Origin of the sequence: Nonomuraea antri, assembly GCF_013283785.1 — a bacterium.
Classification (GTDB): domain Bacteria; phylum Actinomycetota; class Actinomycetes; order Streptosporangiales; family Streptosporangiaceae; genus Nonomuraea; species Nonomuraea antri.
The window spans coordinates 51,383-64,451 of the sequence record NZ_JABCPZ010000017.1; the positions used below are offsets into that span (position 1 = coordinate 51,383).

The following is a 13,069-nucleotide window of genomic DNA, read 5'->3' on the forward strand; positions in this document are numbered from 1 at the left end:
GCCTGGTGGTCGCTGACTTGGCCGCGCCTGCCGGGCCGGCACTGAACGGGGGGTGCGACGGGGGATGGAGACGCGCTTCGGGCCCACACAACTGTTGAACCGGCAGCGTGAGCGGGCCGAGCTCGACGGCCTGCTCGGGGACGTGCGGTCAGGGCGCGGACGGGTCCTGGTGCTGCGCGGCGAGGCGGGGGTGGGCAAGTCCGCGCTGCTGCACCACACGGTGGGCGCGGCGGCGGACATGCGGGTGGCCCGCGCGGCGGGCGTCGAGTCGGAGATGGAGCTGACGTTCGCCGGCCTGCATCTCCTGCTCGCGCCGCTGCTGGACCGGCTGGAGAGCCTGCCCGCGCCGCAGCGCGACGCGCTGGCGGTCGCGTTCGGGCTGCGGGAGGGCGGTACGCCGGACCGGTTCCTGGTCGGGCTGGCGGTGCTGACCTTGCTGGCCGAGGCGGCCGAGGAACGCGCGTTGTTGTGCGTCGTCGACGACGCGCAGTGGCTCGACCTGCCGTCGGCGCAGGTGCTGGCGTTCGTGGCGCGGCGGCTGCTGGCCGAGCCGATCGGGCTGATCTTCGCGATCCGCGAGCCGGGCGAGCAGTTCCACGGGCTGGCGGACCTGGAGGTGCGCGGCCTGCCGGAGCCCGAGGCGCACACGCTGCTGCGCTCGGTGGTCCCGTTCCCGCTGGACGAACAGGTCAGGGACCGGATCCTGGCCGAGACGAACGGCAACCCCCTCGCCCTGCTGGAGTTGCCGCGCGGCCTCAGCCCGGCCCAGCTCGCGGGCGAGTTCGGGCTGGTCGAGGCCCAGGCCGTGCCGGCGCGGATCGAGGAGGGCTTCCGCCGCAGGCTGGCGGCGCTGCCGCCGGAGACCCGGTCGCTGATGCTGGTCGCGGCGGCCGAGCCGACCGGCGACGCGGTGCTGATCTGGCGGGCGGCCGGGCGGCTCGGGGTCGGCCCGTCCGCGGCGGAGCCGGCGCTGGCCGACGGGTTGCTGGAGGTCGGGGCGCGGGCGCGGTTCCGTCATCCGCTGGTGCGCTCGGCGGTGTACTCGGCGGCGCCGGAGCGCCGGGCGGCGCACGGGGCGCTGGCCGAGGCGACCGATCCGGGGTCCGACCCCGATCGCCGGGCCTGGCATCGCGCGGCCGGACCCGACGAGGCCGTGGCCGGTGAGCTGGAGCAGGTGGCCGGCCGGGCCCAGGCGCGCGGCGGCATCGCGGCGGTGGCGGCGTTCCTGCGGCGCGCGAGCGAGCTGTCGCCCGATCCGGCCGCACGCGGGGCCAGGGCGCTGGCCGCGGGGCAGGCCGCCTTCGAGGCCGGAGCTCCCGACACGGCGCTCGACCTGCTCGTCGCCGCCGAGCTCTGCCCGCTGGACGAACTGCAGAGCGCGCGGCTGACCAGGCTACGCGGCCAGATCGCCTTCGCCCGCAGGCGCGGCGGCGAGGCGCTGCCGACGCTGCTCGACGCGGCCGACCGGCTGGCCCACGTCGAGCCGGGGCAGGCGCGTGAGGCGTATCTCGACGCCATCGGGTCGGCGGTGTTCGCCGGCCGGCTGGGCGAACCGGGCGTGCTGCGGAAGGTGGCCGAGGCCGCCCGTGCCGCGCCTCCTGGGCCGCGACCGGTCGACGCGCTCCTCGACGGCCTGGTGACCCGGTTCGCCGAGGGGCTCGTCGAGGGCGCGCCGGGGTTGGCGCGTGCCCTGGAGGCGTTCAGGCGGCAGGCGGGAGGCGACGGGGACGACAACATGCGCTGGCTCTGGCTGACCTACCTGGTCGCCATCGACCTGTGGGACGACGAGGCGTGCCACGAGCTGACCATGCACGCCGTGCGCACGGCTCGCGAGACCGGCGCGCTCAACTTCCTTCCCCTGGCACTCACCTATCGCGCCGCCGTGCACGTGTACGCGGGCGAGTTCGACGCGGCCGCCGCGCTGGTCGAGGAATCCGACGCGATCTTGAAGGTGACCGGCAACTCCTACCTCGGTTTCGCCTCGGGATTGCTCCTCGGCTGGCGTGGTGAGGAGAGGTCGCCGCAGGTGCTCGACTCGCTCTCCGAGTGGGCGATCACCTGGAACGAGGGGCGGTCGATCGGCGGGCGCCACTACGTGAACGCGGTGGCGTACAACGGTTTCGGCCGCTACCAGGATGCCCTGGACAGCGCGCGGAGCGCGTGCGAGCACGACGATCTGGGGCTGACCGGGTTGTCCCTCGTCGAGCTGGTCGAGGCGGCCGCCCGCAGCGACGCCCCCGAGGCGGCCGCGGACGCGCTGAGGCGGCTGGAGGAACGTGCCACCGCCGGCGGCACGCCCTGGGCGCTCGGCCTGCTGGCCAGGTCGAAGGCGCTGCTGTGCGACGGCGAGGCCGCCGAGCGGCTGTACCGCGAGGCCATCGACCATCTGGGGCGCAGCCGGGGCGCCGTCCATCTGGCGCGGACCCATCTGGTGTACGGCGAGTGGCTGCGGCGCGGGAACCGGCGGGCCGACGCGCGCGAGCAGCTGCGTACCGCTCATGAGATGTTGCGCGGGTTCGGCGCGGAGGCCTTCGCCGAGCGCGCCCGCCGCGAGCTCCTGGCCACCGGCGAGAGCGTGCGCAAGCGCACCACCGGCGGGCCCGGCCGGCTCACCCCGCAGGAGCTGCAGATCGCCGGCCTGGCGAAGTCGGGCCTGTCGAACCCGGAGATCGCCGCCCAGCTGTTCCTCAGCCCGCGCACCGTCGAGTACCACCTGCGCAAGGTGTTCGCCAAACTCGCCATCACCTCTCGTCTCGGGCTCTCGCAGGCGCTGCCCGACCAGGGCCACGACGGTCCGCGAGCCCCGGGTCCACCGGCCTCCTGAGAACGGAGAAGACGCCCATGACCGAACAGAAGCCCTGGCAGTGGGACGAGCGGACGTGGCGCGGCCACGTGGCGCGGGTGCGGGCGGGCCGCTCGCTGCGCCCGTCCGCCTGGCCGGGCGGCGCCCGCGTCGCGGTCGCCCTGTCCTTCGACTCCGACCACGAGACGATCCCGTTACGCGACGGCCTGACCGGGCCGGGCCGGCTCGCCCAGGGCGAGTACGGCTCCCGCGTCGGCGCGCCCCGGGTGCTGCGCCTGCTGGACCGTTTCGGCATCCCGGCCTCGTTCTTCATGCCGGCGGTCTCGGCGCTGCTGCACCCGATGGAGGTGCGCGACTACGCCGCCGCCGGCCACGAGGTCGCCATGCACGGCTGGATCCACGAGAGCAACGCGCTGCTCGGCCCGGCCGAGGAGCGGGAGCTGGCCCTGCGCGCCGCCGACACCCTGGAGAAGCTGTCGGGCACCCGCCCGGTCGGCATCCGCACCCCGGCGTGGGAGTTCTCCGACCACAGCCTGGCCATCACGCGGGAGCTGGGCCTGCGCTACGACTCCTCCCTCATGGCCGACGACGATCCGTACGAGCTGCTGGCCGACGGCGAGCCGACCGGCGTCGTCGAGATCCCGGTCGAGTGGATCAGGGACGACGTGCCGTACCTGCTGCTGGAGCACGGCGGCACCCTGCGGACCTGCCCGCCGCCGCGCGAGGTGGCGGGCATCTGGCGCGACGAGTTCGACGCCGCGCTGGAGGAGGGCGGGCTGTTCCAGCTCACCTTGCACCCGCACGTCATCGGCCACCGCTCCCGCATGGTCGTGCTGCGCGAGCTGCTGGAGCACATCGACGCGCAGGACGGCGTCTGGTACGCCACCCACGCGCAGGTCGCCACGTGGGTCCTGGAGCAGGATTCATGATCGTCGGTCGGCGTGAGTTCGTGGGCGCGGGGGTGCGCGGCTGATGCACTTCATTCACCGCGACTGGGAGGCCGGGCCGCTGTGCAAGAGGGTCGGGCACGTGCCCGGCGTCACCGTCCTGGAGTGGTTTCGCCGCCTGTGGGAGCCGGGCGGGCTGGAGCGGGCGCACGCCGACCTGGGCCACGAAGTGTACGAGCTGGAACGGCTGCGGGAATGCGCCGACGGCCCGCCCGAGGACCTGGTCGAGCTGCGCCGCAGGATCAGGATGCGGCTGTGGCCCGACAACGAGCTGCGCGTCGACGAGCACGCCATCCGCATCAGGAGCATGGGCATGAACCTGGAGGAGGCGTTCTACTTCGTCGACGACGCGTGCGTCGCCGAGCAGCCGGAGCGCTGGGCCTACCCGGTCCACCCCTCCTGGCCGCTGCCCGACGCCGTCGTCCCGGACCCGGCGCCGTTCGTCCCGCCCTTCCCGTGCCCGGAACTCGCCCCCTCTGCGGACGGCGACGTCGGCGCCACCTACCTGCTGTGCACGTCGCTGCAGGCCAGGCACGACAGCCTCGAATGGGATCGGACGTTCGTGTTCCCCGGGGTGCGGCTGCCGCAGCTCGCCGCCGCGCTGCGCCGGCCCGTCCACGACCCGGACGAGTGGTCCGGCTACCTGCTCGACCTCAGAGCGCTGGTCGCCCCGGACGACGACGACATCGCCCCCGCGCTCGAACGATTCAGCCGGTTCGCCGGCGACGCCCGCGAGTTCCCCGAACCGCACGAGCAGGCGCACCGGGCCGCGATGGAGCACCTGCGCACCGTCACCCCGGCCGACGGCCGCCTGCCCGAGCGCACGCTCATCGAGGCCGGCGAGCACCTGACGCAGATGGCCCTGCACGCGGACTCCATCGGCCACCGGCCCTGGTACGTCTTCGACGACCTCTGGGCCGGCTCCCATCCCGGCCTGGCCGCCTCGCTCATCCACTACGCCTTCCACTGGGATCCCGGCTGCACGCGTAAGCACTGGTGGTGGATGCCCTGCAGCCACGACGAGTACCTGGACCTGCGCCTGGGTCACGGAGATCGGGTCCGCGACTGCGAGCGCTACGACGAACCGCTGGTGACCGGGCTGACCGGCGCGCGCAGCGTCGCCGAGCTGCGCCGGCAGATCTTCCAGGACACCGGCTCCGGCGAGCGGCGCCTGCTGCTGGTGCTCGACCAGGACCACCACAGCGAGCTGTACGGGGTCGTCGGCGTCGTCCTGGGGCATCCGACCCCCGACGCGTGCGAACTCCGGTACTTCCGGCTGACCACCCCGCGCCACCGGCCGAAGCTGTCGTCCCGGCTGATCACGGCGCTCTGCCTGGAGCTGCGCAAGCTGGGCTACGCCGAGCTCGTCCTGGGCGCGCCCCCCGACGAACGGTGTCAGAAGCGGCTGAAACCGGTCATCAGGCGGAGCACGTCCCTCACCGAGCGGGTGATCCCGCTGACCGGGTTCCGCCTGCCCGAGCCCTACGCCTGGATGACGAACCCGTTCCGCCCATGAACGGAGTCAAGGGGTGAAGAAGCGCCGCAGCTCGCGGGCCACCCGCTCGGGGTCCCCGCCGCGGTCGGCGTTCCATGGCCCCTCGTGGCCCAGGCCGGCCAGTTCCACCCGCGTGGCCCGCGGCAGCACGCCCTCCAGCGCGGCGAGTGACGCCTTCTGGTAGCGGACGCTCCTGCCGCCGCCGAGCAGGAGCACGTCGGCGCGCAGGGCGCGGAAGTCGTCCAGCCGTCCCTCCATCGCGACGAGCGCCCGCACGTCGTGCGCGAGGGTGGGGGCCAGGTCCCGCATCGGCACGTAGCCGCCCGATCCCTTGCGCTCCTCGCCGCGCATCGCCAGATCGGTGCCCTGTTCGAGCAGCCTGCGGGGCAGGGCGCGCATGAGCGCGGGCCCCATCCGGGCTCCTTTCATGGCGGTGACCAGGGCGGCCGCGGTCCTGCCCGCGGCGAGTTCGCGCTCGTACCTGGCCAGCCAGGCGGTGGGCGCGGTGAACGCGCCTGGATCGTAGACGGCGAGCTTGTCGACGGCCGGCAGGCTCAGCGCGGTCCGCAGCGCGATGGTGGCGCCGACGCTGAGGCCGAACAGGTAGCGGGAGCCGGTCGCGGTGATGACCGCGGACAGGTCGGCCACGTCCTGCCGGAGGTCGTGGCCGGGACGGTAGGGGCCGCTCAGCCCGCGTCCGCGGCGGTCGGGCAGGTACACGGTGTACGCCGCGGCCAGCGCCCTGGCCTGCTGGATGTGGTTGTAGGCCGAGCCCATGCCGCCGTGGGAGATGACCAGGCCGGGGCCGCGGCCCAGCCGGTAGTAGCCGATGGTGGTGCCGTCGGCGGAGGTCACGGTCAGCTCGTCGATCTGGTTGGTCATGGCGGGTTCACCTCGCGATTCGAATACTCGTCTACGAATATACGTAACCGAGTGGATGAATGCGGGTATCCGGTTCAGGGGTGTGGAAAGCCGCAGGTAAGGGCGGGCGAGCGCCTCATTCCGGCGGGCCGGCGGCCCGGCCTACCGTTCCTGGTCATGATCGGAAAGTTGTTCGACGTGCCACGCCGCCTGCCCGCCGGGCTCGCGGCCCTGCTGACCCTGGTCGCGGTGATCATGCTGACCGCGATGGCGGACAGCACCATGCAACCCGTGCCGGCCACCGCTCCCGCCGACCGGTTCAGCGCCGAGCGGGCGCTGGTCCACCTGAAGGAGTTCGCCGCGCGGCCGCGTCCCATCGGCAGCCCGGCCGGTGACCGGGCCAGGGACTACCTGGCCGGGCGACTGCGCGCGGCCGGGCTGGAGGTGGAGGTCCAGCGCTCGGTCGGCGCCCGTTCCGCGGCGGGGCTGGCCACGTTCGGCCAGGTCGACAACGTGGTGGGCCGGTTGCGAGGAACGGACTCGACCGGCACCGTGCTCGTCGCCGCGCACTACGACTCCGCCGCGATGGGGCCCGGCGCCTCCGACGACGGCGCGGCGGTGGCCGCGATGCTCGAGACCGTCCGGGCGCTGCGCGGCGGCCCCGGGCTGCGTAACGACCTCGTGCTGCTCATGTCGGACGGCGAGGAGGACGGCGTGCTCGGCGCCGAGGCCTTCGTCCGCGAGCACCCGCTGGGCAAGGCCGGCGGCGTGCTGCTGAACTGGGAGGCGCGCGGGGTCAGCGGCCCCTCGCTGATGTTCGAGACCTCCGCGGGCAACGCCCGCCTGGTCGAGACCTTCGCGACGGCGGTGCCCGCGCCGCGCGGCCACTCGGCCATGGTGGAGTTGTACCGGCTGCTGCCCAACAACACGGACTTCACGCCGCTCACCAAGGCCGGCTTCACCGGCATGAACTTCGCCTACATCCAGCGTTCCTCGCTCTACCACACGGCGGGCGACTCGATCGCCAACCTCGACCGGGGCAGCCTGCAGCACCACGGCGCCAACATGCTGGCGCTCACCCGCGCGCTCGGCGGCGCGGACCTGCGGACGCTGCGCGCCGATCACGACGTCACCTACTTCCGCGCGTTCGGCGCCATGGTCACGTATCCGGGCGGGCTGGTCGGGCCGCTGGCGGTGCTGGCCGTCGTCGCGGTGGCCGGCCTGGCGCTGCTGGCCCGCGTCAGGCGGCTGCTGAGCCTGCCCCGGCTGCTCGCCGCGACGGCCTCGGCGCTGCTGCCGCCGGTGGCGTCGGCCGCGCTGGCGCAGGGGCTGTGGGAGCTGCTGGTGTCGTGGCGGCCGGCGTACGACCTGATGGGCGGGTTGCTGCACCGGCCGGGGCCGTACCAGGCGGCGGTCGCGGTGCTGTGCGCGCTGTCGGCCGTCGGCTGGTACCTGACGCTCCGGCGGCGGCTGGGCCCGGCCGCGCTGGCGGTGGGTGCGCTGGCCTGGTTCGCCGGGCTGGGCGTGTTGTGCGCCCTGTTCGCTCCCGGGGCCTCGTTCCTGTTCGCCCTGCCGGCGCTGATGGGCGCGCTCGGTCACCTGGCCGCGGTGCTGCTCCGCGGCGCGCCCGCCTGGACGCGGACGGTCGCTGCGCTGCTCGGGCCCATCACGGCCGCGATGCTGCTGCCGTCCCTGGCCGGGGACGTCCTCGACGGGATGGGGCTGGCGCTCGGCGGGGCGAGCGCGCTGGTGCTGGCCTGGTTCGGGCTGGCCGCGGCGCCGGTCGTGGAGCTGTTCCTGCCCGAGCCCACCGTCCGGCAGCGGCGGGTCACCGTCCTCGCGGTGCCCCTGACCGCCCTGCTCCTCACGGCTGGTCTGGTCGCCACCGGGCTCGTGACGGACGACTTCGCCGCCGACCGGCCGCGGCGCACGCATCTGGCGTACGTCATGGACGCCGACACCCGTACCGCGCACTGGGTCAGCGCGGACGCGGACCCGGCGCCGTGGACCAGGCGGTACGTGTCCGAACACGACACCGCCGCGCTGCCCCCGGGATACGCCCGCGGCGCCCTGTGGACCGGACGGGCGCCGGCGATCGCCGCAGAAGGGCCGCGCGCCGACGTCCTGGACTATCGCGGTGGCACGCTGAAGCTGCGGGTGAGCGCCGGCCGGGGCGCGCGCTCGGTGACGCTGCGGCTCGACCGGCCGATCACCCACGCCGGCGTGTCGGCCGGCCGGTTCGGGACGGTGAGCGTCCCCGTCACCGGCACCAGGACCGGCACCTGGCCCGCGGAGATCCGCTTCCGCGGCATCCCGGCCGGCGGGGCGCAGATCACCGTGCGCGTCCCCGGCCAGGACCGGGTCCGGCTCACCGTGATCGCCGAGACCGACGGGCTGGCCGGGGTGCCCGGCTTCGTCCCCCGGCCGCCGGAGCTGGTCGCCGCCACCAGGGAGGACGGCGACCTCACCGCGATCACCCGCGGCTACACGCTGACCGGGGCCGCGTAGCGGCGGCCGGGTGCCGGCGACCGAGTGACGGCGGCCGGGTGACGGGCGGTCAGCGCATGGCCGCTTCGCGGGCCGGGGCCGGGGCGGCCCGGTGGTGCAGCTCCAGCTTGGCGCCCTCGACGTCCACGTCGGGCAGCACCCGGTCGAGCCAGCGCGGCAGCCACCACGCCTTGTCGCCGGCCAGGTGCATGACCGCCGGGATGATCAGCATGCGCACCACGAAGGCGTCCACCAGCACGCCGAAGGCCAGGGCGAAGCCGACCGGCCGGATCATCGTCATGTGGGAGAACATGAAGCCGCCGAAGACCGAGATCATGATGATCGCGGCGGCGGTGACGACGGCCCGGCCCGCCCGTACGCCCTCGGTGACCGCCTGGCGGGCGGGCGCGCCGTGCGCGTACGCCTCGCGCATCCCGGAGGTGAGGAAGAGCTGGTAGTCCATGGCGAGCCCGAACAGGATGCCCACCAGCAGGGTCGGCAGGAAGTTGAGGATCGGCGCCGGATCGGTCACGCCGAACAGGCCGCCGAGCCAGCCCCACTGGTAGACGGCCGTGACGCCGCCGAGCGCCGCGAACAGCGACAGGACGAATCCGCCGGTGGCGATGAGCGGCACCAGGATCGAGCGGAACACCACGATCAGGATGAGCAGCGACAGGCCGACGACGACCGCGAGGTAGGCCGGCAGTGCGTCGGCCAGCTTCTCGGAGATGTCGATGTTGGCGCTGGCGCTGCCCGCGACCGACAGGGAGACCTGGTCCTGGCCGAGTTCCAGGGTGCGGCCGCGCAGGTCGTGGACGAGGTCCTCGGTGGACTCCGAGGTCGGCCCGCCGGTCGGGACGACCTGGAAGACCAGCACGGTGCCCTTGGCGTTGGCGCCGATCGGGGCGACCGCGGTGACCCCGTCGACGTCCATGAGCTGCTTGCCGAGCCCGGCCTGGGCCGGGACGAGCGCGTCACCCGCCGCGCCACGTTCGACGTCGGCGACGACGATGAGCGGCCCGTTGGCGCCGGCGCCGAACTTCTCGGTGATGGCGGCGTAGGCGCGGTACTGCGTGGAGTCGGCGGACTCGGACGCGCCGGTCGGCAGGCCGAGCCGCATCGAGGCGGCGGGCAGCGCGATGAGGGCCAGCGCGCCGACGCCGATCACGATGCGCAGCACCGCGCCGCCGACGGACATCGGCGGGGCGTGCTGCGGCGTCGCCGCGGCGTTCCCGTCGGCGGCCCCAGCAGCGGCTTCAGCGGCAGCCTCAGTGGCGGCGTTCCTGTGCCGGCGCGGGAGCAGCCGGTGCCCGAGCAGGCCGAGCAGCGCCGGGGTCATGGTCACGGTGAGCAGCACCGCGACGGCGATGGCGACGGCGCCGACGCTCCCCATCAGCGCGAGGAACGGGATGCCGGTGACGTTGAGCGCCAGCAGCGCGATGAGCACGGTGCTGCCCGCGAACACCACGGCGTTGCCGCTGGTGCCGTTGGCCAGCCCGATGGATTCGTGCACCGGCGTGCCCGCCTTCAGCTGGCGGCGGTGGCGGTGCAGGATGAACAGCGCGTAGTCGATGCCGACGGCCAGGCCGAGCATGGCGCCCAGGATGGGCGTCACCGACGTCATCTCGATGGTCCCCGACAGGGCCATGGCCCCCGCGACGGCCACGCCCACGCCGAGGAGCGCGTTGAGTATGGGCAGACCGGCGGCCACCAGGGTGCCGGTCATGACGATGAGCACGATCGCCGCGACGACCAGGCCGACGGCCTCGCCGACGCCGCCCAGCTGCACGTCGCCCTGCATGATCTCGGCGGAGTAGTCGGCGGTGACGCCGTCGGGCAGGGCCGCGTCGATGGTCTCGGTGACGGACTTCTTGGTCTCCGGGGTGATCTCCTGCTGCGGCAGGTCGAAGACGACGGTGGCGGTGGCGGTCGAGCCGTCGGCGGAGACCGTGCGGATGTCCTCCGCCATGCTCAGCAGGTCACGTCCGACGAGCAGTTGCCGCTCCGACGTCTCCAGCGCGGCGCGCTGCCCGTCGAGCTCGGCCTGCTGGGTGTCGAGCTGGGCGAGCGCCGCCTTGAGCCGGGCGTTGGCGCCGGCCTGCTCGACGGCCGCCTCGGTCTGCGCGCGGGCCTGGTCGAGCCGCTGCTGTCCCTGGTCGAGCTGGGCCCGGCCGGCCTCGACCTTGGCCAGGCCGTCCGTGATCTTCTTCGCCTGGTCGGCGCGGGCGGCGGCGGCGGTGAACGGGTCGACGACCTGGTCGACGCCGTCGAGTCCGGCCGCCTCGCGCAGCGCGGCGCTGACGGCCTCCCGCCGGTCGGCGGTGAGTTCGGCGCCGTTCTCCGCCCGGACGACGACCTGGCCGGTGCCGCCGCTGGCCACCGGCAGCTCGGTCTTGAGCCGGTCGGTCACCTGCGCCGTGGGCGTGCCCGGGATGGTCATCGTGGAGCTCATGGTCCCGCCGAAGGCCAGGAAGGCGCCGACCGCCGCGACCAGCACGACGGCCCACGCGATGATCACCCGCCAGGCCCGCCGGGCGGAGAACCGGCCCAGCCGGTAGAGCAGTTCGGCCATCGAGGACTCGCTTTCTGGTGCTGGGGCGGGCATGCAAGTAAGCGGATAGCGCGTATCCGATTTGGCAGTCTAGTGAGAAGTGGATAGCGATCATCCGTTCTCGCCGGGCACGCGGGCTGTGATGTTGATCCCACCTATCCGCTTACCGGTACGCTGGGCCCCGTGACGCCGCCACCCGACTCCGCCCAGGGTCCGGCGCGGCGTGGCGGCCTGCGCCGCGATGCCGAGCGCAACCGGGATCGCATCGTGCGCGCCGCCCAGGAGCTCTTCGCCGAGCGCGGCCTGGCCGTCGGCTTCAACGAGGTCGCACACCACGCCGGTGTCGGCGTCGGCACCGTGTACCGGCGCTTCGCCGACAAGGAGGAGCTCATGCACGCGGCGCTGGAAGAGCCGCTGAGTGAGCTGGCGCAGGTCGCGCAGCGGGCCGGCGAGGCCGAGCGGGCCTGGGACGGCCTCGAACTCCTCCTCGGGCGCATCACCGGGCTCCTGGTCGACAACCTCGGGCTGCGCGACGTGGCGCTCGGCGGCGGCGGCTGGCACCTGGGCAGGGCCGCCGCGGAACGCGTGGCCGAGGTGATGCAGCACCTGCTGGAGCGGGCGCGGGCCGAGGGCGACCTGCGCGAGGGCGTCGGCGGCGACGACGTGGTGATGATCCTCTGGCTGGTCACCGACCTGGCGCAACATTCCGTCCAGGTCCACCCCGCGCTGTATCGCCGCTACCTGCAGGTCACGCTCGACGGGCTGCGGGCCCGTCCTGGGCAGACGCCGCTGGTGGAGCCGCCCAGCGAGCAGCAGACGCTGACGATCTGCCGCCGCTGGGCCGGCGCGCCCCTCTGACCGGCGCCGGGGCGCGCCGCTCCGCGTCCTAGCGTGGGACGACCACGGTCAGGACGCGGTTGCCGCCCAGGAAGCCGCCCCGCCGGTCGAGCTGGTTGACGTCGAAGGCGCGCACCTCGCCGGGACGTCCGTCGGTCGCCGTCAGGAGCGTCACCGGCACCCGCTCGCCCGGGCCGATGACGATGCGGTGCTGGGGTCCCGACCCGCCCGGGCTGATCAGGTCGAGGTGCCTGACCGGGCCGTCGGCGGGCCGCAGCGGGATCGGCTCGCGGCCGAACTCCCCGGACAGCGCCAGTTCGCCGCCCTCGCGCAGCATCCGCCGCTCGATCGGCTCGTCCGGCGGCTCGCCGTCCGGCCTGATCTCGTGGCCGTCGCGCATGAGCCTGACCACCTCGCTGGACAGCAGTTGCTCCCGCTCCAGCGGCCCGAACGCCTCCTCGGGCGGCAGCTCCCTCACCATCAGCGTGAAGACCTGCTCCTCCTCGCCCGGGTTGAGCGCGCGCAGCGTGAGCGAGCCCTCCTCGCCCCCGCCGGGCACCCGCAGCAGCCCGATGTTCCGCTGCGCGTGGTGCTGGTTCCCGGCCGGGTCGAGGAAGCCGAACGACTCGGGCTTGCCCTCCACGTCGCCCAGCTCGACGTAGACGTTGGCGGCGATGCACACGTGCCCGGAGTTCGGGTCGTTGCTGTTGATCAGATCCGCGGGGACGGGGGTCCACGCGATCTGGGCCGTGCCCGGCGCGCCGGCGGAGACCCCGTTGAGCGTCACCGCGTTGCCCATGTTCCCTCCCGCGCTGCCCGAGGTCAGCACCGCGGCGGGCCCGATCCCGCCGACCGTGTAGTCGCAGACCCAGACCTGCACCGTGACGTTGGCCTTCGGCTCGACCGACATGCTGTCCACGCGGACGTTGATGGTGTTCCGCACCCCGACCTTGGCCGTCGACAGGTCGATGCCGCCGGTCAGCCAGATCGAGGGGGTCACCCAGAAGTGGATCCCCTGGGGGACGGGCCGCTTGCCGGTGTCGGACAGGGCGTACTTGACGAAGAGGTCATTGGCCATGGTGTCGCTC

The 13,069-nt window shown here is 74.0% G+C and carries 8 protein-coding genes; 5 read left to right on the plus strand and 3 right to left on the minus strand.

Features of this window, described 5'->3' with window-relative positions; translation table 11 throughout:
- Positions 1-64 precede the first annotated feature (64 nt).
- From HII36_RS57790 to HII36_RS08715, 3 genes are read left to right on the plus strand one after another with little or no spacing between them, the layout of a single operon-like run.
- Positions 65-2,824 (plus strand): helix-turn-helix transcriptional regulator, encoded by a 2,760-nt coding sequence (locus tag HII36_RS57790; RefSeq protein WP_173522567.1) that lies wholly within the window; start codon positions 65-67, stop codon positions 2,822-2,824.
- A 17-nt stretch (positions 2,825-2,841) separates the two neighbouring features.
- A complete protein-coding gene (locus HII36_RS08710) occupies positions 2,842-3,732 on the plus strand; it encodes a polysaccharide deacetylase family protein (RefSeq protein ID WP_173522568.1) in 891 nt (296 codons plus the stop codon).
- Positions 3,733-3,775: 43 nt separating this feature from the next.
- Positions 3,776-5,266, plus strand: a complete 1,491-nt coding sequence (locus HII36_RS08715; protein ID WP_173522569.1) for a hypothetical protein — start codon at positions 3,776-3,778, stop codon at positions 5,264-5,266.
- A 6-nt stretch (positions 5,267-5,272) separates the two neighbouring features.
- On the opposite strand, the gene HII36_RS08720 is transcribed toward HII36_RS08715, so the two are convergent.
- Entirely contained in the window at positions 5,273-6,127 is an 855-nt protein-coding gene (locus HII36_RS08720) for an alpha/beta fold hydrolase (protein ID WP_173522570.1), read from the minus strand.
- A gap of 156 nt (positions 6,128-6,283) precedes the next feature.
- On the opposite strand from HII36_RS08720, the gene HII36_RS08725 reads away from it, so the two are divergent.
- On the plus strand, positions 6,284-8,614 hold the full coding sequence (locus HII36_RS08725) for a M28 family peptidase (protein ID WP_173522571.1): 2,331 nt from the start codon (positions 6,284-6,286) through the stop codon (positions 8,612-8,614).
- 49 nt (positions 8,615-8,663) lie between these two features.
- Here the strand turns inward: HII36_RS08725 and HII36_RS08730 are convergent, their stop codons facing one another.
- Positions 8,664-11,165, minus strand: coding sequence for an MMPL family transporter (locus HII36_RS08730; RefSeq protein WP_173522572.1), 2,502 nt, complete (start codon positions 11,163-11,165; stop codon positions 8,664-8,666).
- A 162-nt stretch (positions 11,166-11,327) separates the two neighbouring features.
- Between HII36_RS08730 and HII36_RS08735 the strand changes: the two genes are divergently transcribed.
- Positions 11,328-12,002 carry a TetR/AcrR family transcriptional regulator gene (locus HII36_RS08735; RefSeq protein WP_173522573.1) on the plus strand — a complete coding sequence of 225 codons (675 nt, stop codon included), beginning with the start codon at positions 11,328-11,330 and terminating at the stop codon, positions 12,000-12,002.
- Positions 12,003-12,030: 28 nt separating this feature from the next.
- Here the strand turns inward: HII36_RS08735 and HII36_RS08740 are convergent, their stop codons facing one another.
- Complete coding sequence (locus HII36_RS08740; RefSeq protein ID WP_173522574.1) at positions 12,031-13,059, minus strand: hypothetical protein; 1,029 nt, start codon at positions 13,057-13,059, stop codon at positions 12,031-12,033.
- Positions 13,060-13,069 lie beyond the last annotated feature (10 nt).

Coding starts and splice junctions, on each gene's coding strand:
- HII36_RS57790 (WP_173522567.1), top strand. CDS start 65: ATGGAGACGCGCTTCGGGCCCACACAACTGTTGAACCGGCAGCGTGAG.
- HII36_RS08710 (WP_173522568.1), top strand. CDS start 2,842: ATGACCGAACAGAAGCCCTGGCAGTGGGACGAGCGGACGTGGCGCGGC.
- HII36_RS08715 (WP_173522569.1), top strand. CDS start 3,776: ATGCACTTCATTCACCGCGACTGGGAGGCCGGGCCGCTGTGCAAGAGG.
- HII36_RS08720 (WP_173522570.1), bottom strand. CDS start 6,127: ATGACCAACCAGATCGACGAGCTGACCGTGACCTCCGCCGACGGCACC.
- HII36_RS08725 (WP_173522571.1), top strand. CDS start 6,284: ATGATCGGAAAGTTGTTCGACGTGCCACGCCGCCTGCCCGCCGGGCTC.
- HII36_RS08730 (WP_173522572.1), bottom strand. CDS start 11,165: ATGGCCGAACTGCTCTACCGGCTGGGCCGGTTCTCCGCCCGGCGGGCC.
- HII36_RS08740 (WP_173522574.1), bottom strand. CDS start 13,059: ATGGCCAATGACCTCTTCGTCAAGTACGCCCTGTCCGACACCGGCAAG.